The 20,654-nt window shown below is 67.5% G+C and carries 28 protein-coding genes; 25 read left to right on the top strand and 3 right to left on the bottom strand.

Going from position 1 to position 20,654, the window contains the following annotated elements:
- The first annotated feature begins 159 nt into the window (after positions 1-159).
- The 4 genes from BA062_RS41420 to BA062_RS26305 all read left to right on the top strand — a co-directional run bounded on the left by BA062_RS41420 (position 160) and on the right by BA062_RS26305 (position 2,682).
- Positions 160-1,215: an STAS domain-containing protein gene (locus tag BA062_RS41420; protein ID WP_110341268.1), complete on the top strand. Its 1,056-nt coding sequence runs from the start codon at positions 160-162 to the stop codon at positions 1,213-1,215.
- On the top strand, positions 1,103-1,585 hold the full coding sequence (locus BA062_RS40295; protein ID WP_369973562.1) for an ATP-binding protein: 483 nt from the start codon (positions 1,103-1,105) through the stop codon (positions 1,583-1,585). The genes BA062_RS41420 and BA062_RS40295 overlap by 113 nt, the downstream gene beginning before the upstream one ends.
- The gene (locus BA062_RS26310) at positions 1,582-1,971 is read left to right on the top strand and encodes an STAS domain-containing protein (RefSeq protein WP_158559782.1); all 390 of its coding nucleotides are present in this window, start codon (positions 1,582-1,584) and stop codon (positions 1,969-1,971) included. The genes BA062_RS40295 and BA062_RS26310 overlap by 4 nt, the downstream gene beginning before the upstream one ends.
- Before the next feature lie 189 nt (positions 1,972-2,160).
- Entirely contained in the window at positions 2,161-2,682 is a 522-nt protein-coding gene (locus BA062_RS26305; protein WP_098085288.1) for a hypothetical protein, read from the top strand.
- A 57-nt stretch (positions 2,683-2,739) separates the two neighbouring features.
- On the opposite strand, the gene BA062_RS26300 is transcribed toward BA062_RS26305, so the two are convergent.
- Positions 2,740-3,066: a MerR family transcriptional regulator gene (locus BA062_RS26300; protein ID WP_098087040.1), complete on the bottom strand. Its 327-nt coding sequence runs from the start codon at positions 3,064-3,066 to the stop codon at positions 2,740-2,742.
- A gap of 158 nt (positions 3,067-3,224) precedes the next feature.
- Between BA062_RS26300 and BA062_RS26295 the strand changes: the two genes are divergently transcribed.
- From BA062_RS26295 to BA062_RS26235, 13 genes are all read left to right on the top strand, one after another.
- The gene (locus BA062_RS26295) at positions 3,225-3,620 is read left to right on the top strand and encodes a hypothetical protein (RefSeq protein WP_143271349.1); all 396 of its coding nucleotides are present in this window, start codon (positions 3,225-3,227) and stop codon (positions 3,618-3,620) included.
- A 392-nt stretch (positions 3,621-4,012) separates the two neighbouring features.
- Entirely contained in the window at positions 4,013-4,444 is a 432-nt protein-coding gene (locus BA062_RS26290) for an Hsp20/alpha crystallin family protein (RefSeq protein WP_098085284.1), read from the top strand.
- 100 nt (positions 4,445-4,544) lie between these two features.
- On the top strand, positions 4,545-4,949 hold the full coding sequence (locus BA062_RS26285) for a hypothetical protein (RefSeq protein WP_098085281.1): 405 nt from the start codon (positions 4,545-4,547) through the stop codon (positions 4,947-4,949).
- 2 nt (positions 4,950-4,951) lie between these two features.
- Positions 4,952-5,146, top strand: a complete 195-nt coding sequence (locus BA062_RS26280; RefSeq protein ID WP_098085278.1) for a hypothetical protein — start codon at positions 4,952-4,954, stop codon at positions 5,144-5,146.
- A 118-nt stretch (positions 5,147-5,264) separates the two neighbouring features.
- Positions 5,265-5,600, top strand: a complete 336-nt coding sequence (locus BA062_RS26275) for a hypothetical protein (RefSeq protein WP_127516257.1) — start codon at positions 5,265-5,267, stop codon at positions 5,598-5,600.
- Between the two features lie 8 nt (positions 5,601-5,608).
- Positions 5,609-5,944 (top strand): J domain-containing protein, encoded by a 336-nt coding sequence (locus BA062_RS26270; protein WP_228809437.1) that lies wholly within the window; start codon positions 5,609-5,611, stop codon positions 5,942-5,944.
- Between the two features lie 209 nt (positions 5,945-6,153).
- Complete coding sequence (locus tag BA062_RS26265; RefSeq protein ID WP_098085274.1) at positions 6,154-6,882, top strand: GAF and ANTAR domain-containing protein; 729 nt, start codon at positions 6,154-6,156, stop codon at positions 6,880-6,882.
- 568 nt (positions 6,883-7,450) lie between these two features.
- Entirely contained in the window at positions 7,451-7,900 is a 450-nt protein-coding gene (locus tag BA062_RS26260) for an Hsp20/alpha crystallin family protein (RefSeq protein ID WP_098085272.1), read from the top strand.
- 266 nt (positions 7,901-8,166) lie between these two features.
- Positions 8,167-8,379 (top strand): DUF2905 domain-containing protein, encoded by a 213-nt coding sequence (locus tag BA062_RS26255; RefSeq protein WP_098087038.1) that lies wholly within the window; start codon positions 8,167-8,169, stop codon positions 8,377-8,379.
- Between the two features lie 55 nt (positions 8,380-8,434).
- A complete protein-coding gene (locus BA062_RS26250; RefSeq protein WP_098085268.1) occupies positions 8,435-9,211 on the top strand; it encodes a redoxin domain-containing protein in 777 nt (258 codons plus the stop codon).
- A 21-nt stretch (positions 9,212-9,232) separates the two neighbouring features.
- Positions 9,233-9,541 (top strand): glutaredoxin family protein, encoded by a 309-nt coding sequence (locus BA062_RS26245; RefSeq protein WP_098085266.1) that lies wholly within the window; start codon positions 9,233-9,235, stop codon positions 9,539-9,541.
- Positions 9,511-9,987, top strand: coding sequence for a thioredoxin (trxA, locus tag BA062_RS41050; protein WP_098085263.1), 477 nt, complete (start codon positions 9,511-9,513; stop codon positions 9,985-9,987). Before BA062_RS26245 ends, trxA begins: the two co-directional genes overlap by 31 nt.
- Positions 9,984-10,355, top strand: a complete 372-nt coding sequence (locus tag BA062_RS26235; protein WP_098085261.1) for a nuclear transport factor 2 family protein — start codon at positions 9,984-9,986, stop codon at positions 10,353-10,355. The genes trxA and BA062_RS26235 overlap by 4 nt, the downstream gene beginning before the upstream one ends.
- 79 nt (positions 10,356-10,434) lie before the next feature.
- Here the strand turns inward: BA062_RS26235 and BA062_RS26230 are convergent, their stop codons facing one another.
- Positions 10,435-10,749: a DUF2267 domain-containing protein gene (locus BA062_RS26230; protein WP_009151846.1), complete on the bottom strand. Its 315-nt coding sequence runs from the start codon at positions 10,747-10,749 to the stop codon at positions 10,435-10,437.
- Positions 10,750-10,848: 99 nt separating this feature from the next.
- Here BA062_RS26230 and BA062_RS26225 point away from each other — a divergent pair, with 99 nt between their 5' ends.
- From BA062_RS26225 to BA062_RS26215, 3 genes are all read left to right on the top strand, one after another.
- Positions 10,849-11,454: a hypothetical protein gene (locus BA062_RS26225; protein ID WP_098085258.1), complete on the top strand. Its 606-nt coding sequence runs from the start codon at positions 10,849-10,851 to the stop codon at positions 11,452-11,454.
- Positions 11,455-11,614: 160 nt separating this feature from the next.
- Positions 11,615-14,338, top strand: a complete 2,724-nt coding sequence (locus BA062_RS26220; RefSeq protein WP_098085255.1) for an nSTAND1 domain-containing NTPase — start codon at positions 11,615-11,617, stop codon at positions 14,336-14,338.
- A gap of 308 nt (positions 14,339-14,646) precedes the next feature.
- On the top strand, positions 14,647-15,291 hold the full coding sequence (locus BA062_RS26215; protein WP_110341264.1) for an HAD family hydrolase: 645 nt from the start codon (positions 14,647-14,649) through the stop codon (positions 15,289-15,291).
- A gap of 18 nt (positions 15,292-15,309) precedes the next feature.
- On the opposite strand, the gene BA062_RS26210 is transcribed toward BA062_RS26215, so the two are convergent.
- Positions 15,310-16,578 carry a helix-turn-helix domain-containing protein gene (locus BA062_RS26210; RefSeq protein ID WP_110341262.1) on the bottom strand — a complete coding sequence of 423 codons (1,269 nt, stop codon included), beginning with the start codon at positions 16,576-16,578 and terminating at the stop codon, positions 15,310-15,312.
- A gap of 441 nt (positions 16,579-17,019) precedes the next feature.
- On the opposite strand from BA062_RS26210, the gene BA062_RS26205 reads away from it, so the two are divergent.
- The 5 genes from BA062_RS26205 to BA062_RS26185 all read left to right on the top strand — a co-directional run bounded on the left by BA062_RS26205 (position 17,020) and on the right by BA062_RS26185 (position 20,564).
- On the top strand, positions 17,020-17,505 hold the full coding sequence (locus BA062_RS26205; RefSeq protein WP_110341260.1) for a 6-pyruvoyl trahydropterin synthase family protein: 486 nt from the start codon (positions 17,020-17,022) through the stop codon (positions 17,503-17,505).
- Positions 17,506-17,593: 88 nt separating this feature from the next.
- Positions 17,594-18,046, top strand: coding sequence for an NUDIX hydrolase (locus tag BA062_RS26200; RefSeq protein WP_146240079.1), 453 nt, complete (start codon positions 17,594-17,596; stop codon positions 18,044-18,046).
- Between the two features lie 73 nt (positions 18,047-18,119).
- Positions 18,120-18,995: an inositol monophosphatase family protein gene (locus BA062_RS26195; RefSeq protein WP_110341258.1), complete on the top strand. Its 876-nt coding sequence runs from the start codon at positions 18,120-18,122 to the stop codon at positions 18,993-18,995.
- Entirely contained in the window at positions 18,985-19,302 is a 318-nt protein-coding gene (locus BA062_RS26190; protein WP_146240078.1) for a hypothetical protein, read from the top strand. Before BA062_RS26195 ends, BA062_RS26190 begins: the two co-directional genes overlap by 11 nt.
- The gene (locus BA062_RS26185; protein WP_146240077.1) at positions 19,299-20,564 is read left to right on the top strand and encodes a hypothetical protein; all 1,266 of its coding nucleotides are present in this window, start codon (positions 19,299-19,301) and stop codon (positions 20,562-20,564) included. The genes BA062_RS26190 and BA062_RS26185 overlap by 4 nt, the downstream gene beginning before the upstream one ends.
- Positions 20,565-20,654: the final 90 nt, after the last annotated feature.

Here is a 20,654-nt window from a genome sequence, read left to right as displayed (position 1 = left end):
CCAGGCCCATCCGCACCTGCGACGGCTCGCGCACCGCACGACTTCGGCGCGGGCCACGGCCGGCGTCCCCTCCGCCGCATCGCGAGACGGAGGTCTGGCCGTGTTCCCTGCCCACCCGCTGCCGCCGCGACGTTCCAGTCGACCTCCCTGGGGCGTGTCATGACCGACCGCCTCATTCGGCCGCCCGGCGCCGGTGAGCCCGACCACCCGGACCACGCGCACGCCAGCCACGGCACGTGTCCCGCGTTCCGGGTCGCGCTGAGCAGCCCCACACCCAGCGCGCTGCTCGCCGAGGTTCACGGCGAGCTGGATCTCCTCACCGCGCCCCAACTGCGGAGCCGACTCACCCACGCCCTAACCGGCTCCCGGCACACCGTGCTCGTCACGGACCTCACCGACGTGCGGTTCCTGGGCGCCGCTGGCATCACCGCGCTCCTGCAGGCCCGCGAGCACGCCCACCAGCGCCGGATCGCGTTCCGGGTCGTCGCCACCCACCGGCCGGTGCTCCTGCCGCTGACCCTGCTCGACCTGACCACCACGTTCGACGTCCACCCCAGCCGTGCCCAGGCCCTGGCCGCACCGTCATACCTCGCAGGCAACGGCCGCGTCCGGCGCGAACAACCACCGACCCGGACGGCGGCGAGCCAGGTTCAGAAGGCCACGGCCCCTGACACGACCAGGCGGCACGCGCAACCCGAACTCCACCAGGCGCGCGACGACACAACATCCATAGACCGTGGTGAGGGGATGCAACCTCATCGCCATCAGGCTGTCCGGCGAGTGCGAGCCCACTCCAGCGCGCAACCGACTCGCGGATCGCCTCGTCACCTGGCAGCGTTGCCGGGCACGCCGCTGGGTTGCGATGGAAACACCGCCCACGCCGTGCCTGGGCGCCGCTGGGTCAGTGAGCTGGTCGAGTGGAAGTCGGCCCAGGGAACGACACGGCACCTAGCGTGGACACCGCTCAGGTTTGCTGTGGTGAACCGTCGGGTATCTCCGGGGATGACTCTTCGCCGTGGAGAGTGTTCTCGGACGAAGGTGGTGTGGTGCCATGTCCACCCAGGCGTGGGAGACGGCAGGCAGCACCTCGACAGCGCCCGGCGTGAGCTGCGACCTCGATACGACACCGACCAAGCACGTGCGTCGGCTGGTCCGCGGCTTGGTGGCCGACCACGGCGGCGTGGTCGTCGAGGACGCCGTTCTGGTGGCCGATGAGCTGGTCAGCAACGCGCACCGACATGGTGCGCCCCGGCGCACCTGCCGCGCCACGCTGATCCATCATGGTCGGCGGCTGCGGATCGAGGTCGACGACACCGCGAGCGGGCTGCCCCGGATCCGTCCGCCGGATCACTCGGGGGGACGCGGCCTGCTGCTGGTCGACCGGCTGGCGTCGGCCTGGGGCGTGCAGCACCGCGCCGGTGGCAAGACGGTGTGGGCCGAGCTGGCCCTGGACGGCGCAGGACATAACGGTGCGTCCCGGCATCTGGCGGTGGCACGCGCGCGAGGCACCGAACCCCGTAGTGGCGGCTCGCTCACCTCGGCATCCTGGCCCGCCCTCACCGACACCTCCCACGTGCCGACGTGACCCCTCCCAGCGAGCAACCGCCGCCGGTGGAGTTGAGCATCCGCTCGCACCGAGAGGCCGACGACGGCACCCTGGTGATCGAGGTGACCGGCGAGGTCGACCTGGACACCGCGCCGCACCTGGCCGCGGCGATCATCGAGTGCCTCGATCGGGAGGCCAGCCGCGGCCCCTGCATCCTGGATCTGACCGCGGTCACGTTCCTGGACTCCGCCGGACTGACCGTGCTGCTGCAGGCCACCCGGCACGCGGGACGGCGGCACGCATCGCTGCCGGTCGTGGTCGACGCGAACCGTCCCGTCATCAGGCCCATCGAGGTCACCGGCCTCGACGACGTCCTGGCGCTCTACCACACGGTCGACGAGGCGCTGCAGGCTCCCAGACCCTAAGCCGCCCCCTGGGTTGCTGAGAGAGCGTCGGCGGCCACCGACCTCCGGCTGATGCATCCGAGCGATGCGCGGCGACCGGTGGTGCACGATCGCGCCGACCCTGGGGTGGAGCGGTCACGGTTCACTCGTTCGGGTTGAGTCCGCCGTCGGGCCGCGGCCATTGTGGTCCGCCGACCGTAGGGTGGCCGCGTGCGCGCCATCACCCGCAGCAACCAGGTCGCTGGCGGTGCGCACGGCACACCCCCACCACGGGATCACCTCATCATCGGGTGCGCGGGCGCCGAGCAGGTGCCAGGCCCGACCGTGCGCTACGCCGTGATCACACCCGAGGGCCTGTTGATGGTGCGCGAGGCGGTCGGCGACACGGGGCCAGACGAGTGGGGTGAGCCCTACCAGCACGAACTGTGGACCGCGGTACGCGACCAGGTCGATCCCGACGGCGGCGCCGTCAACGGCGTGCCGCTGGCCGGCGGGATGCGCGCCAAAGTGGCCGACGCGGCCGATCACCTGCCGCGAGTCCACCCGCCCAATCCGGTCGGCTCGGCCGTGCTGATCTCGCTGAGCTGCGCGCCGCGGGTCTGGCGCGGCAGCATCGCGATCATGGGCGAGGAGACCGACGAGGGCATCACGACCTCGCTCACCGCCGACCAGCTCGACACGCTGGCCGGGGCACACCGGCGGGCCCTCTCCTTCTACGCGCGCTGCCGTTGATCCCCGCACCGGCGCGGACTGAGCCGATGCGGAGCCGTGACTGAACGTGCCGGGCGATCAGGGTTGCGTCGCGGTGTCCAGCCGGCTGCGCAACTCGGCGATCTGGGCGTGTGCGGCGGCGAGTTCGTCTTCCAGCGCGATAATCCGGGCGCTCGCGACGATCCCGTGGCCGTCGTCGAGCAGACCCCGGATGCGCGCGGCGAGGTGCAGCTGGCGGCGGCTGTAGCGGCGGTGCCCACCACCGGAACGCTGCGGACGCACCAGCCCAGCGGTGTCCAGGCTGCGCAGGAACGCCTGCTGCACACCGAGCATCATCGCGGCCTGCCCGGTGGTGTACGCCGGATAGTCGACATCATCGAGATCGCGCAGATCAGTACTGGTCACGAGCGGGCCTCCCACGGACACCACGGGTCGACCTGACCCTCACCCGACACTCTCCGAACCACGGTACCTCCAGTGGCGCCTTGACATAATCTACAGTACTCACTATAAGAAAAGTATCGGTCAGAACCTGGTGGACACACAGCTGGGGAGTGATCGAGATGGATGGCACGAGCATCGCCCGCACGGCGGGAAGCGACCTCGCGTGGCCCCTGGAGGTCGGGCCGGCTCGCTTCGCCGACCTGATCTGCGCGGAGCCCGCGTGGGTGCGCGCGGAGTTCGACGCGATCGTCGCCGCCAACTTCGGCTCCTCCGCGACGCGGCCTCTCCCGCCGCACGACCGGCCACCAGGACCAGCGCCCACCCGTCGCCACCGCGGCGACGAGGCGTCGTCGCGCCGCGACCCGCTGTCCCACGCTGTCAGCGGTGATCTCGCGCGGACCGCGCGGCGAGTCGGAGCTCGCGAACGGTCTCCTCCGCCGCCGCTGTGCGACGCCGCGCCGACCGCGCGGACCCTCTTCCCGGATCGCAGCACCAGCGAACACGTAAGGAGGTGATAACGGCACGACCGTACCGGGGCACCATCACGTGAACCTGCCCGTGGCAGCCGGCTCTCGTCGTTGGCTGGCACACCGGTGAGCAATGCCAGCACCGCGTCTCGTGACGCACCTACCGACCCGCCACGGCCAGCACCGGTCACGGTCGTCGCTGGGGACAGCGTCCAGCCTTCCTCGATCATGTGAATCCGCGAGGCCCGCCACTGCATCGCCAGGGCGGGCTTCGGCGCGTCCGGGCACCCCCAGGTTCCCTCGCCGTCGTCGCCGAAGTTGTGGTCACGGGAACAGAAAAGCTGAGCGGACCGTTAGCAAGAATGAGCGGCGGGGATGCAGCCCCGTCCGATCGGAACTGACCTGATCGACAACCTGATGGTGTGGAAGGAGACTGTGACATGTTGATGCGTACCGACCCGTTCCGCGAGCTCGACCGGCTGACCCAGCAGTTCTTCGGCGCCAACGGAACCGCGGCCCGTCCCGCGGCGATGCCGATGGACGCCTACCGCACCGGGGACGAGTACGTGGTCGCATTCGACCTGCCCGGCGTCAGCCCGGACTCGATCGAGGTGAACGTCGAGCAGAACGTGCTGACCGTCAAGGCCGAACGCCCCGGCCAGACCAAGGAGCACGTGGAGTACCAGGTCGCCGAGCGGCCCCGCGGCGTGTTCAGCCGGCAGCTGTTCCTGGGCGAGGCTCTGGACGCCGAGCACATCCAGGCCGGCTATGAGGCCGGTGTGCTGACGCTGCGAATCCCGGTGGCTGAGAAGGCCAAGCCCCGCAAGATCGCCATCAGCGCCGGCAGCGACCGCAAGCAGGTCAACGCCTGACCCGCACGCCCTCGCCGGCCCCGCCGACGCGCCCCGTCGGCGGGGTGTTTCCGGGGCCGTGCCGGGGGAAGCCGACGAGGTGCGGGAAAGGAGGGAACCGATGACCGACACCAGGCATGACGGCGCGGCGCCGATCGACGCAGCGCGGACCGAGGTCGCGCGCGTCGGCGGGACGCGGATCGACGGGGCGCTGGCCGATGCCCGGCGGCGGCTCGCCGACACCGCCACCGCCCTGCGCACCGGTTTCCCTGGCGCGGCCGAGGTGTCCGCGGTCATCACCGGCACGCACGAGGTCACCACCACCCTGGCCGACCTGGTGCAGACCCTGATGGACCGCACCCCGGCCCTCGCCGAGCGGCACGGCCCGCAGGTCAGCAACGAGATCCACGCCGATCTGCGGGCACTGCACGGCTGCCTGACCACCGGCGCACTGCTGCTCGCCCCCGCCCTGGACGACCTGGCCGGTACCAACCGCGACGGGAAGACGCCGCAAGGGGAGGAATGACGATGAGCCTGGACAAGCCCTGGAACGACGTGGCCGACCAGCTGCGCCCCGCCCGACCCGACCTGGAGGACGAGTCCGGCGCGGACCCGCTCACCGAGCCGATCGACGTGGTCGAGGCCGACCCGGCCGACGTGGCCGATCAGCGGCGCGTCGTGCCGCTGCCCGACGAGCCCGCCGACGACCAGTCCTGGCCGTGATCGACGGGAGCAACGTGCGATGCCCCGTTCCCGCACTCTTTCAGGATCACCGCCCGGCGCGTCGCTGGCCGTCGCGCTGACGAGGGTGACCGAGGCCGTGCAGCACGCGGTAGGCCGCGTGACAGCCGGCCACGGGCCCGGCCCTGCCGGCCTGCGCGAGGAGACCTGGCAGCTGATCTATCTGCTCGGCGCGTTGGGTGACCTGGCCGCAGCGCTGGCACCGCAGGTCGGCGGCTATCCCGAGCGGTATCGGCTGCGTGCCGACGACGACGTCGACCCCGCCGAGCACGTCGCCCGCACCTGCCGGGAACTGGCCGCGCTGCGCCACGCGCTGGACGAGGCGGAAGGTGCCGCCCGCGAGGTCTACACCGCCGTCAGCCACCTGCACACCGTGCCCGAGAACACCGTGCCCGAGGACACCACGGGAACGGCGAGCAGGACCGACCATCCCTGACGGAGCGGATGACCATGTCACCGTCACCGGTACCCGACCCGTACGAAGTACTCGGCGTCTCGCGGGAGGCGACGCCGAGCGAGATCGCCGCGGCCTACCGGGCACTGGTGCGCCACCTGCACCCCGACGCCGCGCACGCACCCACCGATCCGGCCCGCCTGACCGAGGTGCTCGCCGCCTACGCCGAGTTGCGCGATCCACGCCGACGCGCGACCGACGACCGCGACCATCCCGCCCCGTCACCATGTCGAGAGCCCATCTCCATTCCCGTGCGGATCCACCGCCCCGGTGCGCGCAGCCAACCCGACCTGCGAGTCGGCCCCGTCCGCCGCCACCTCCACTGACCGCGCGACTGACCGCCTCCGCACCGACTTTCACCGGGTCCGCGACTTGATGCCCGGCAGGCGTGTCACCACCGGTTCCCGCAGGTCATGTGGCATCGACTGCGCTGGCGCACCGGATGCACCCCCAGGGTTCATGGGTAACGGGCGGCCTGACGGGATACCCGAGGTAGTCAGGCGTTGCGGCGCCCGGCAGCCGACGAGAGGCAATCATGGACCGCGCACGGGACGAGATGTGGCCACAGGTGCTGGACGAGGTCACCGGCGCGCTGGAAAGCCTGACTGCGGCGTTGGGCAGCGTGGACGACTTCACCGTCTTGCTGCAGCAGGTGTGCGCCCAGGTCACCAAGGCCATACCGGGCGTGGACGAAGCGACCGTGACCCTGCTCGACGATGGCAACGCCCGGACCGCGGCCACGACCAGCGACGTCGTCGCCGGCCTCGACGGTGACCAGTACGCCCTCGGACACGGACCCTGCCTCGACGCCGCGCGATCAGGCGCGCTGGTGCGCGTGTCGATCGCCCAGGCCCGTGACCGCTGGCCGGACTTCGCCCGCGACGCCACCGAGGCAGGATTCGCAAGCTTCCTGTCCGCGCCGATCGTCATCGACGACGGGCACGCCGGCGCGGTGAACTGCTACAGCACCCACGCTCACGGCTTCGCCGAACTGGACGAGAAACTGCTCGACCTCTACACCAGCGCCGTGACGGCGGCCCTGCGCGTCTACCACCGCTACCAACACGCCCGCCGCACCGCCGCGCACTTGCGGACCGCGCTGGAGAGCCGGGCGGTGATCGACCAGGCCAAAGGCATCCTCATGGCGGTCAGGCGGATCGACGCCGACCAGGCATTCACCCTGCTGGTCGAGCAATCCCAGCGCGACAACATCAAGCTGCGTGACCTCGCCACCCGGTTCGTCGCGCACGTCACCAGCGCGTGATCCCCGACGAGGCGGTGATCGTCGTCAGCCAGCACTCCGGTTGTCCACCGACCGCTTCGGCGAGCAGCTGCTGGGTGGTGCGCAGCGCGGCAGCCAGTCGCGTGCGCCGGTCCCTCCAAGTCGTCGACGCGACGCTGGGTAGATCTCCACCCCACCTATGCTCTCGCACTCACCGCACAACCCACCCCGCATGTCTGACCACCGCCTGGCCACCTGTCCACGCAGGCGCACACCGTCACACCTGCCCAGGCTCGGCAGGACAGCAAGTGCGCGCCGCCGGTCAACCGTGCGGCCCTGCCAAATCAGGACGGTCCGCGGTGCTGATGTGCTCTTGCGTCTGATTCCCGAGTCGACAGGCCGTTCCAGCACTGCCGTCACACCATCCTTGAACTGCACCTTCATACTTCAATCCATTTAGCAATAGATCGACGCGTGAACTACATCACATAGGGAACATAGGTCAGGAGTAGTGCGTTGCTAGGGATGTCAGCGACGTGATGGTGCTGACGCGACGCGGTTGTCCGCGACGCGAGCACACGGACACGACGAAGGGAAGGAGGAGAACGCCATGCTGATGCGTACTGATCCGTTCCAGGCGCTGGACCGGTTGAGCCAGCAGTGGTTCGGCAGTGGTTTCGGCGGCGGCCTGTCGCGGTCGGCGGTCATGCCGATGGATGCCTACCGCTCCGGCGATGAGTTCGTGGTGCACTTCGACCTGCCCGGCGTGAGCCCAGAGTCCATCGATGTCGATGTGCAGAACAATGTGCTGACGGTCAAGGCGCAGCGCACCACGGTCATCGACGAGAACGGCGAGAAGGTCGAGACGATCATCAGTGAGCGGCCGACCGGCACGTTCAGCCGGCAGCTGTTCCTGGGTGACACCCTCGACACCGGCAACATCCAGGCCAGCTACGACGCCGGGGTCCTGACCCTGCGCATCCCGGTCGCCGAGGAGGCCAAGCCGCGCAAGATCGCCATCACCAGCGGCACCGGGGAACGCCAGGCGATCAACGCCTGACCCCTGGTCGCCGCTCCGCGGTGATAATTCGGCGCTCACCTCAGTGCACGTGGTGACGCGGTCATCGACGCCTGGGCGCCCCTGACCCTTTCCGGCGGCCTGGGCGCGAGCCGCCCGGCGTCCTGTCGACGCGGCAGCACGGGTGAAGTGCCGACCGTCCCGTCTCTTACGAGCCGGTCGTCGTGCGCGGTATTTGGCCGCGCACGACGACTGGCTCTGTTCTGTTGGTGGGGAACATCGGGAAGCGGTGGGAGGAGAGATCCACGATGGGCACGAATATCGGGCCGTACGTGGTGGCGGCGGGACTGGTGCTCGCCGTTGTCGGCGTGCTCGCGTGGACCGGTGGGCTGTCGTGGTTCGATCGTCTCCCGGGCGACATCCGCCTCATCGGCGAGAACGTCCGCGTCTACATGCCACTCACGTCCATGCTGTTGGTGTCCGTCGTGCTGTCTCTGGCCATGACGCTGCTTCGCCGATGAGGCTCGCGCCGACCGGCGCCGCGCCACCCGAATCTTTGTCAGGGAGGTGAGGATCATGATTCCCGCTCGTGGCTGGGATCGGCTGCACGAACTGGAGCAGCGGTTCGCCGACCTCGGTGACCGTCTGGACGCGGACTCCCCGGTGACCGAGGCACTGTCGGTGCTGCACGCGATCACCCAGGAAATCGTGCAGCACGTCCCCGTGACGGGGGAGACACAGGCCGTGGGGCACCAGGCGCCCGACGGCATCACCACGCAGGGCGTGACGCTGGAAGACGTCGCGAACTTGCACCGCAGCGCGCCCCCGATGCAGGGCGCCCGCGAGTCCACTGGCCTGGCGGTAGGCACCCGAGCACCCGATTTCACGTTGCCAGACGCGAAGAACCGGCCGGTGAGCCTCGCCGATTTCCGCGGGCACCCGGTCCTGCTCGTGTTCTACCCGCTGGACTGGAGCCATGGGTGCAGTCGACAGTTGGAGCTCTACCAGCAGGAGCTGCCGGAGTTCGCCAGCCGGGGTGTGACCGTGCTTGGCATCTCCGCGGACTCCCTCTACAGCCACGGCGCCTGGGCGGCCGTGCGCGGCATCACCTTCCCGCTGCTCGCGGACTTCCACCCCAAGGGTGAGGTCGCCCGCCGCTACCAGGTCTGGCGCGAGTCCGACGGGTTCAGCGAACGCGCGCTCTACCTCGTCGACGCCGACGGGGTCATCCGCTACGCGCACGTCTCGCCACAGGTGGACCACATCCCGGACATCTACGAACTGTTCGACGCGCTCGACCAGGTCGCCCAGCAACCCGCGTCGCGCGAACCCCACGACCTGACGAACCTGTGACCTGTCGAGGAGGTGACGACAATGACGATCCCGATGGTCGCCCCGATCAACCGCGCCGCCCGCACCGTCGGCACGGTCGCGCCCGCCGCGGTCGTCGTGTACGGAAACCGCTGGTGTGGCATCACCCAGATGGTGCGCCGCCTGCTGGACCGCGCCGGCGTGCCCTACCAGTACGTCGACCTGGACCTCAACCCCCAAGCCAGGCAACGACTGCGCTGGCTGGCCGGCGGAGACATCCGCAACCCCGTCGTCTACATCGGCGGCCAGTGGCTGGAACAACCCACCATCCAGGAGCTGCAATGGGCACTGACACGACACGGACTGCTGTAACCGGGGCGATCACACCGTGCCCTCGGTGCGGGCGCCGCAACCGGACTCCGGTTGCGGCAGCCGGCCATCCCCGCTGCGGGGCGTGCAAGACCGACCTGCCCTGGCTGGTCGACGCCGACGACACCAACTTCGAACCCGCCGTCCAGCACGGCACACTGCCCGTCCTCGTGGACATCTGGGCGCCCTGGTGCGGCCCCTGCCGCACGATGGCCCCGGTCATCGATCAACTCGCCCGCGACCAGGCCGGACGGCTCAAAGTCGTCAAGGTCAACGCCGACCACGCGCCCCGCACCGCCCAGCGACTCCAGGTCCGCGGTATCCCCACCCTCATCCTGATGAGCAACGGCACCGAACGCGGCCGGATGGTCGGCGCTCAACCCGCGCACGCCCTCCAGAACTGGCTCACTCAACAGGGGGCCATCGCCGGGACAGGAGGACCAAAATGATCTCGACCACCGGCGACGAGGTGATCGACCTCGAAGAACAGGGCTGGCAGGCCCTGTCGTCCACCCCAGAGACGGCGCGACGGTTCTACGAGCACATCCTCGACCACACCGCGGTCATGCTCCTACCCGGTGGCCTCGTGCTAGACAACCGGACGGCGATCCTGGACTCGCTGTCCGGCCCACCCTGGTCCGCCTACCAGCTGCGCGACCCACAAGTGCTCCACCCCACCAACGACACCGCGATCGTGACCTACGAAGCGACCGCCCACCGAGACGACGCACCCACCTACACCGCCCTGACGAGCAGCGTCTACGTGCGCCGCACCGACGGCTGGAAGCTGACCTTCCACCAGCAGACACCCCGATAGCACCCGCAGGAGGCAGCGCGTGCCGACAGCGTTCCCAGGCAACAGCGGGCACACCGGCCGCTGAGCTGGGTCCTCCGGCTCAGTTCAGCGGCCCGATGCTGCCCGCATCGACCAACTCCCGCACATCGGCCGGCAATGCCTCGCACACCTTGTCGACCACGCCGCCGGTCGTGGCTTCGCGGAACACCTCGAACACCACCCGTGCCCGGTACACCGCCGCCGGCTCGTCGGCGCGGTCCCGCTGGACGACTCGCATGACGAACTCGCCACGGTCGAACCGCACGCCGCTGCCCGCGCCGCCCATCGTGACCGTGCGCCGCAGGTGCTCGCTAATCTCCTGTGGCAGCTGCACCGCATCCCGCGACACCCAGAACACGCCAACCCGCCACGCCACCATCCCTCCCGAAGTGGATCAACACCCACCTTCAATAGGGAACTGCGGTGGCGCGGCCAGGGACGCAGCGTCGCCTTCACCTACACCGATGGCCGTCTGGTGTCCGATTCGCTCCACCTGTGCGGCTTCGTGTACCTGGTCGGCGACGACGAGGGCGAACTCAGCGGCGCGATCACCACCGACGAACTGGTCACGCTCCACTGGGACCGCGATCAGGCCGTGGACCTCGATGCGCTGCGTGGGGTGCTCGACCAGCCGCGTGTCACCGCCTGGTCCGGAACGACGCTCGGCAGGAACGAGTCGCATGACGGGCTCTGGCTCCGCCTGACCGTGACCGACCCTCGCGTGTGCCGGATCAAGGTTCACGCCGACGTCCCACCCGAGGTGTGCGACCCCGTAAGGGGATGGTGGCGCATGGCGCTGGTCGACGGCGACACGCTGGTCTACCTCACTGCCCGGCGACTGGAATCCGGCGACGAGGTGTGCTGGGAACTGGGCGCGATCGGTCATGGCCCGGCCGCCGCCGAGGTAACCGAGTACCTCTGCGAGGAGATCCGATCCTGGGCGCCCGAACGGAACCGGCACACGCCATCGCTCATCGTCTATCCGGCTGGTACTCCGGACAGCGAACTGGCCGGCTCCGCCATCGACAAGACCCACAGCAGGTTCGTCCTCACCTACGGCGACCTGACCAGGGTGACCTAACGCTGGCCTCAGCTGTGACCGGCGCTTCAGTTGGCCCAATTGAGCGCGGCTGTTGGCCAGTCGGAGCTCAAGCCGGGCTGGGTGCTCCGGGCTGCAACGTCCGCGCGGGAGCCAAACACGTGAACTCCCAGCTGACAGCACCAGCGCGTACCCTGCATCCGTGGATCAGATCACCGTTGACACGGCCGCCGTCGTTGTTCTCGCGGAGGGCTCATCGACGAGCGAGATATCTAACAGGCGCGGTCACCTCTTCGAGATGTTTATCGCAAAGCTTCTTGCGACGCAGGGATACGGCGATCCCCACCCTGAAAATCTAAACTTCACCAGCGAAGGTATCGAGCTGGACGTCCAGGCCCGTCACACCGTTACCAACGAGCAGCTGATTTGTGAGTGCAAAGCCTACAGCTCCAATGTGCGGGTCCCCTTGTTGACATCCTTTCTAGGGAAGTTCGCTCTAGCCCGAGCCGATGATGACCGGATTCACGGACTCTTCATTGCGCTCCCTCGTTTGACTCCCGAAGCGAAGGAGAAAGCCGACGCAGCTCAAGCAAAGTTGCCCGGCTTTCGATACCTCGGCTCTTATGAGATTTGCCAACTACTGCAGGCGGCAAATGTTCTGCCAAGTTGGGACGAAGGGCCAGAGATTCGATCAGACCCGACCGTCATCGTTACCGAGCATGGCGTCGTCCTGGCCGCCTGTGAACTTGACTCTCAAACTCGCCGAGCGTCCAGGTGGGTGACATGGACGCGGACGCAAGATGTTCCGGCTCCTGTTGTTCGCCTAATCGAGCGACATCTATCAAAGGGCCTTCCGGTTGTTCGCGCAGGCCATGAAGCGGGAGCGGTGCCGATTCGCGTCCCATCCTTGCCCAAAATTGTCGAGGTCCAGGGCAGCACGTCTGATTTCGAGTACCAACTTCCAGCGGCACCCGAATTCTTCATCGGCCGGAAAATCCTCGCGCAGTCGCTACTTGAAAAGCTCAGGGATCGCGACACGGCTGGTTCAATAGTAATTAATGCCAAATCCGGCTGGGGTAAGAGTTCGCTAGTTCTGCATCTGCAGAAGGGGATCGAGAAGGCAGGCGGCGTCGGCATCGTTATCGACTCAAGAACGGCGGAGCGATCCGAATTCGTTCCCGCCGCAATGGAACGCATTATTCGGAAGGCGGTCGAGAGAAAGGTTCTTGAGTTGCCGCCCCAGGCTGCGTTCAGCAGTCTGCAGAGCATCGTGGAGACTCTCAAGCGTGCCACCTGGACATCTCCCGCCCGGCCAATCTTTCTCGCTTTTGATCAATTTGAGAATGTTTTTCGAGACTCGGATCTTACCCGAGAGTTCCGCGATCTCGCATTTCTGATCCGCGAAATAAATGCGCCGTTGACGATCAGCTTTTCCTGGAAGACTGACGTGGTTGCATGGACCGAGGGGTACCCATTTGGGCTGCGAAATGATATACGTGACGCATCCCTAGTTTCCATCCTTGAACCGTTCGGGCCACGCGAGGTCGAGGCCCTTCTGCGACGACTTGAGAAGTCGCTCGGCAGTAAGCTCAATCGCGATCTGCGACAAAGGCTTCGCGAGTACAATTCACAGGGCCTCCCGTGGCTCTTCAAGAAGTTCGGCGCCCATATACTCGCCGAGGTTGATCGCGGCGTCACGCAAGACGATCTCGCTAAGCAGGCACTGAACGCCCGCGGCCTGTTCGAAAGTGACCTTGCCCGGTTGAGCCCAAGTGAGCAAGCCGTTCTCCGAACCGTTGCTCAGGCGGCACCAGTCGCGATATCCGATCTTGACTACGATGTGGCCACTGGCGCCGTTCTGGATAGCCTGCTTCATCAACGTTTGGTAGTGCAGGTCGGTCATACTATCGACGTCTACTGGGATACCTTCCGTGACTATCTTAATAACGGCAGCGTGGCGATCGAGGACTCATACGTCGTCCGCTACGCCCCTCTCGGGGCCGGCCGCCTGTTGCGCGTGGTTGTTGCCGAAGGTGGTAGCGTTTCAGTCCCAGATGCAGCTGCGAGGTTGGATACGACAGCAACAGTTGTCTTTAACTACTCTCGTGAGCTTCGGCAATTCGGCGTGCTGAGTGCAGAGTCGAACCGCGTCACGCTTGAGCCGGACCTGCTCGATTCCCCCGATAGGGAAGAAGCTATTAGGGCGCGCGTTTCTCAGGCACTGCGTAGACATAAGATGTACAAGCTTGCTGCCGATATGCTCACCCGCGAGGACATCGTCTCAATTCCACAGTTTGCAGCTGTTCTTGCTGCCGAATTCAGGGCCGTGGCGGCGAAAAGTGATAGTTGGGTTACATATGCTCGCTCTTTCTGTCAATGGATGGAATATGCCGGTCTAGTGCGGCTTCTAGCAAACGGCATGACAAGGATGACGGAAAGCGATAGCGAACCCCTTGGTCGACTCTTGAGCGGAGCAGTACCTGTCCGGGTGCGGAGCCCTTTCCCTGGCGCAAACCCTGGGCCCGCCCTGCAGCTCCTGCTGCATCTCTCTGATCCAGCCGGGCACACCCGCCCTTCCAAGAACGGATTTGCGACCGCAGTCCGCGACCTAACCGCACTCGGCTTGGTGGATACCGATGAGGGCGAGCGTATCGTTCTGTCGGGCAACAGCGTGTTTTCGCACGGCGCGGTGGAGCCGGGACGACTCCGCGAGATCGTAGAACGGCAGCGGGGCATGCGCGAGGCGTTTGCTGCGCTGGAGTCAAATCCCGGCCTTTCTCCACTATCGCTTGGCATTGCACACAGGGACGCACTCGGCGCCGAATGGGCAGAATCGACGATGCTTTCGGCTGGAAAGTTTATTCGTGCATGGGCCAGAGCGTGCGGAATCTCTACACAGCTACGCACGACTGACCGACAAGACTGATCGCTTCTTGGCCGAACCCGACCATGAGCATCACGTTAAGTAGCCGCGAAGCGCGCTCACGGCTACGGTCGCCACAAGTGATCGAGTCCTGGCCGACAGCTGAGCACCGGACTGGCCAACTGACGCGCTCTCTCACACCAATCGCCGTTAGGTCGAGGCTCGGCCTGCTCGCTGTTCGGGCTGCGTCGACGTGGTCAACCGGGAAGCGGACAAACCGGCGGTCGCCGCGGACACGGATGTCAGTGAGTTGGGCGGCCGAAGGGCCCTCGCTGTCGCGCGGTGTCTGCACGTGACGTAGGAGTAGGAGCATGGTGACCGCGGTTGTGTTCGACGTGGGCGAGACGTTGCTGGACGACTCGCGGGAGTGGGGTGCGTGGGCCGACTGGATCGGCGTCTCGCGCCATACCTTCTCGACAGTGCTGGGCGCGGTCACCGCCGCTGGCCGGGACAATGCCGAGACGTTCCAGTACTTCAAGCCGGGCTTCGACCTTGCACGGGAACGACGGCTGCGCGAGGAGGCCGGCCAGGGTGAGCACATCGAGGACAGCGACCTTTACAGCGATGTGCGGCCCGGCCTGGTCGCGCTGCGAGAACGCGGCTTGTGGGTCGGGGTGGCCGGGAACCAGACCGCTCGCGCAGCCGAGCTGTTGCGTGCACTGGAGCTGCCGGTGGACCGGATCGCGACCTCGGGCGAATGGGGTGTCGCCAAGCCGTCGCCCGAGTTCTTCGCCCGCGTGGCGGAGATGGTGCCCGACGAACCGGGCGAGACGGTATACGTGGGTGACCACCGGGACAACGACGTAGTTGCCGCGAAGGCAGCTGGGTTCCGCACGGCACTGATCCGGCGGGGCCCGTGGGGCTATCTGTGGGCTGACGACCCGTTGGTCCGTCGCGACGCGGATTGGGTGATCGACTCCCTTCACGACCTGCCGGATCTGCTATCCCCGCGCTGAGCGGCTGTGGCAGGCGGATCAGCGAGCACGGGCCCAAGCGGCGAGGTCGAGCAAGCCGGCGCTGGGCGCGCTGTGGGTGCGCAGGAGGGACGAGAGGGACTGGCGGACCTGCGGGTGGGTGCGGGTGTGCTCGGGCGCGGCCTGGCGGGCCGCCTGAAGGCACAGGTGAGCGTCTTCGTGGCGACCGAGGGTGAGCTGGGCGCGGGCCAGATCGATGAAGTAGTGGGAACGACGCTCGGCGGGAAGTTCGTCGGGCGGGCGCCAGGACGCCGCGCGTTCGATACCCAATGGATCTCGAAGTTCGACCGCGACCGCGAGTTCGTGGATGCGCAGCGAGGCCGGGCCGAACGCGGTGCCCACGTAGATGCCCTCGGGCACACTGCCCGCGGCGCGGCGAGCCTCACGCAGGTGGTCGGCGGCGAGGTCGGCCTTGCCCGCCCGACCAGCCACGACTGCCGCGCGCATGTGCAGGGCACCGAACGCGGCCAAGGAGGAGGTCGTGCCGAGATCGGGCACGTGGTCAGCGGCGAGTTCGAGAGCGCGGGCGGCGGTATCCAGGTCGCCGGTGGCGAAGAAGGTTTCGGTTCGCACGTATGCAACGGCGGCCAGCAGCAGCGGGTCCTCGGCGATCTGGGCGGCCGAGCGCATCAGGTCGATCAGCCGGGCTGACAGATCCAGGTAGCCGAACTTGAACGCCACGCCGTCAGCAGCCCGCAACGCCAAGGTCAGCAGGGCGGCGGCGTGGCGCTGGCCTGCAGCGTCGCCCAGTTGACCGGCACGGGCGAGTTCGGCGATGAGGTCGGGCAGGCGGCGGGCGAGGTTGCCGTAGCGGGACTGCAGCCGGTCGTCGCTGGCGCGGATGATCTCGCCGTGCAGGTCGTCCGGAGACCTGGTTGGTCCGTCGTCGGGCAGGTCCAGTCGGTCAAGCGCGCGGCGCAGGCGCGGGATGGCGGCGTGGATGACGTCGGCATCGGGTGCCGGTGCGTCCTCGTGAACGGTCCGCTCGGCAGGGAGCGTCACCAGGCTCGACGAAGGTGAGATCAGGACCGTGGTGATGTCGGCAGCAGGTTGCCGAAGGCTACGTCGTAGCAGGTCGTCGAGTACGTCGAGCGAGATCTGCAGGGCGGTGGCGAGGCCGCGCCGCTGCCAAGGCTGAGGTGACTGGACCCCACGTTCCCAACGTCCGATGGTGGTCCGTTCGACCTTCAGGGTGACGGCGAGGGACTCCTGGGTATAACCAGCGGCCTCGCGGGCAGCTGCGAGCGGGGTGAGAGGCCGTGCTGCCATCGCGTCGTCCCTCCTGCCAGACCCTCCATAGCGCACAGTACTCGCCGGTTTTCGCAGCGTAGGGAGGGTGTCGCCTCATCGCTGCCTCATGGCCGCTCCGTTCTCGACCACGGCTGACGACCCGACTGATCGCCAATCGCAGTTGCATGCCCATCTGGGTGAAGCCCCTCGCTCCAGCAGACCAACAGCGCGCTGGTCAGCGCCTGGGTCGCCCCGTTGACGCCTCGTTCTCGCCGCACGGCCGCTCTGGTGATCGGCAAGGGCGGCGTCGTTGACTGGGATTCGGCCTGCGGTGGGCGACCCCCGACCGCCCACCGCAGGCCATACCGGTCTCAGCCACCCTCTCGCTACGGAAAGTGAGCTTGCTTCAGTGGATATGCGCGAGGTGCAACCAGCACGCTCACCCGCGCCGGTTGACCAGTCGAACCTGGTGCCCCGCTGATGTCGCACAAGATCACCATCGAGCACTCCTTCGAGTCCGGGCATCGCTTGCCGCACCTGGGCGGCAAATGCGTAAACCTGCACGGCCACTCCTGGTCGGTTGCCGTGACAGTGAGCGCAGCAGAGCTGAGCCCCGAGGTGACCGTCGTGGAGTTCGGCGCATTGAAGGTCGGGGTGCGGCGCTGGATCGACGAGCACCTCGACCACGCCACGATGCTCGGTGTCCGTGATCGGCTGATCGCCCCGCTGGTCGCCGATGGCAACCGAGTGTTCCGTTTTGGAGCCGAGCGCCCGGCCGACGGCGCCGAAAAATTCGGGTACGGGCTGCCGTGGCCCACGGTAGAAGCCGTGGCGGTACTGCTAGGCCGAGTCGCGGAGAGCGCGCTGGCCGAGCTTGCCCGCGCCGACGGTGCGCGGATCGAGCGGGTCCTGGTCCGCGAGACCCGGCTGAACACCGCCGTCTACGAACCCCCGGTGACGCGATGAGCACCAAGAACTGCACGCGGCCTTCAAGTCCTTGCTCACTTCGAGGCGTTACCTCGATATCGTCCTGTCCGTCGATCGTGAGAGCACCATGATGACCTCCTCCACCGCTCCCGCTCTCGGTCCGCTTGTCGCGGTATACGGCCTCGTCGGGCACGACGAGCGCCTTCTACTCGTACGAGACCGGGACGCCAGCGCCTTCCGGCTACCCGGCGGTCGAGTACGGCCCGGTGAATCCGTTGAGGACGCCCTGCGGCGCTCCCTGCGGGAACAGACCAACGTCGACGTCGCTTACCTCGACTTCTGCGCGACGGTGGAACTGCGCGACCACGACTCACCAGACGAGCCTGTGCTCTATGAGCTCGCGCTGCTGTTCGACGTGACTCTCGCCGGCCCCGAAGGCGCCTGGGCCAGCGAACACGAACTGCGGTGGCTCGCCGAGGCGGACCTCCACCAAATCGAGCTGCGCCCCGCGGTCATTGCGAAACGACTGCGAAGCGACGCGCTGACCGTCGAACGCCCGTGGTGGCCGCACCACTCCTGACCCTCACAGTCCACGGCCCGGTCCATTCGACGCTGCTGCGCGAGCCGGGTGTGTCCGAAGAACCGAAGGAACCATGCTGTCGGCACCCGACTTCACTACTGCCCTGACCGCGGCACAGGCCGCGATCGATCTTGCGGTCGAGCATGTCCTCAGCCACCGTCCTCGCTCGATCCGGTACAAGGGCGACCGCGACCCTGTATCCGAAGTGGACGAGGACGTCGAACACGTTGTCCGCCAACGGTTGATTGCCGACGGGCACACCGAGATCGGGTTCCTCGGAGAGGAAACCGGCGCGGTTGGTAGCCAGGAGACCTACTGGGTTCTCGATCCCATCGACGGCACGATCAACCACCACCACGGCAGTCCCTTGTGTGCGATCGCCCTCGGGCTCGTGCACAACTACCGGCCCATCCTCGGCGTCACCGCGCTTCCCTTTCTCGGACACCGCTACTGGGCGACCGACGGGCAAGGCGCCTACCGCGACGGAGAACTCATCGCCGTCTCGGCCACCGAGTCGCTCGATCGAGCCCTGATCGGGTTCAGCGACTATGGCAGCGGCCAGGACACTGCCCTACGAGACGTGCTCTGCTCCACTGTGGACCGGGAACTCACCGGACGGGCACAAGGGCTTCGCCGCTACGGCTCTTCCGCACTTGACCTCGTCTGGGTCGCCGACGGCACCCTTGACGCCTGCGTCCTGCTCGGCAACCGGACCTGGGATACCGCGGCCGGGGCTGCCATCGCCCGCGAGGCCGGGGCCCTCGTCTTGGATGCCGACGCCAGCCCTCACACCACCCGTTCCCGGTGCGCGATCGCCACCACGCCGGGACTTCGCGACGAGTTGCTGCCCTTCCTGCACGTCTTGCGTGGCACCCGTTTCTGGCCCGATGACGACCGACCCGAACCCGTCATGAGTCCGACCGGCTTGCCGCAGAGCGGTGAACCGTAGTGAGGAGCCGGACACGAAGCCGGACGCCATGGTGATCCTGCCGAGTCCTCGCTGCTCGCCGGAAACCCCCGGACTGCCGTTCGATGCTGTCCACGGTAAAGCCGCGCGCCGCCGTGCCGACAACGGACCACTCACCGAGTACCTCCCCAGCCTTGGACAACTGCCCGCCACGGGACCGTCCGCGCTTCCGCTGGACCTCGACGAGGAACGAGCCGCCGCGCGGCGGGCCGCGCTGGAGGGACCGCGGCCCGACGACGAGCACCTGGCGCTTCTCGACCGCGTGCTGCACGCACTGCGCCGCCTGTGACCAGCGCCGCCGCGACCTTGGCTGGAGTCCGTTTCATGCACCCGGCAACCGATGGCCTCACGATTCCCGACCCGATCCCGGACGCTTCGATCTTCCAACCCGCGCCGTGGGTCGCGCCGTCTTCCGAGCAGCTTCCCTTCCTCCGCCGGCGGCTTCACGACCACTACACCACTATCGCGGCCGAGGGCGCCCAGCAAGGACGAACAGGCCAGGTCGCGAGAGCCGCCCCGGCGGAGAGCGAGGACCGGGAAGTACGCCGATACGCCCGCGATGAAGCTGGCCGCCTCAAGAACGCGAGCCTGACGTGGGTCGACCACGAGGCGATCGAGATGGCCGTGACCTACTCGTCCACCCCGTCCACCGAACCCGCCCGCCCGGATCGAATGCCCAGCATGACCGGCTTCATGCTGTTCGAGAGCTGCATCGGCGGCGCCCTCTACGACGCCGCGCGTGCGCAAGACCTGCCAGGCTCAGGATGGACACCAGCCCCCTGGCTCCACGACGTCTCCGGTTACGTCGAGGCCCCAATCGTCGCCATCAGCTGGTCACGCCTGCCACCGCCGCACGAGGACCGGGTCCAACTGTCGTTCTACACCCCAAATCGGCCGCCCCAATGGGACGGCCTGCCCCCGGACACGTTCGTCGCCCAGTGGGCAGCGACAAAGACCTGCTACAGCGCGGGCTACTTCGCCGACCATGTCCGCACTGTCTCGGCCCGGATGAGCCCGATGCCGGTACTCGCTACCTTCACCGCGACCCTCCAGTTCGGTGAACTGCTCCCCGAACCCGACGCGAACCACTGCGCCGGATGGGTCCAGACCGTCTACGGCCTATGGCAATTGCTCGACCACAAAGTCAAGAAACCGCTGACCCACACCGATGTGATCGCAGCTCCGCGATCAGTGACCCGAGGCGACGTCCGAGCCGGCATCACCGCGACGAGCGCCGTGAACATCGTCCGGGTACACCCGCGGTTCAGGACCGAAGACCTGCCTCCCGACGACGGAGAGGACAACGCCGACCACGACACGTCGGACAACAGCCGTCGCTCGCCTCACTATCGCCACCGGTACTGGCGCGGCCCGTATCGAGCAAACATGTGTATGAACACCTGGGGGCATAGCGAAGGAAACTGTGAACACAAAGAGGTGCCCGTGGGTCGGCATTTGCGCGGGCCGGTCGGCGCGCCATTCCGCGAGCGCGTCACGGAACTGCGCGGCTCACCGGCTCGTAACTCCGGCACCGGCCAGCCCAGGCCGTAGACCGCGACCTGCACGTCGATGATGAGGCGAGGCGCCCTCGGGCTCGATACCTCGCATGCTCCGAGGTAGTCGGCTCGAAACATCAGAGCC

The sequence above is a fragment of the Prauserella flavalba genome (assembly GCF_003202235.1).
Lineage (GTDB): Bacteria > Actinomycetota > Actinomycetes > Mycobacteriales > Pseudonocardiaceae > Prauserella_A > Prauserella_A flavalba.
The sequence above is the reverse complement of the archived record's forward strand: the minus strand, read 5'-3'. Positions and strand labels throughout refer to the sequence as shown.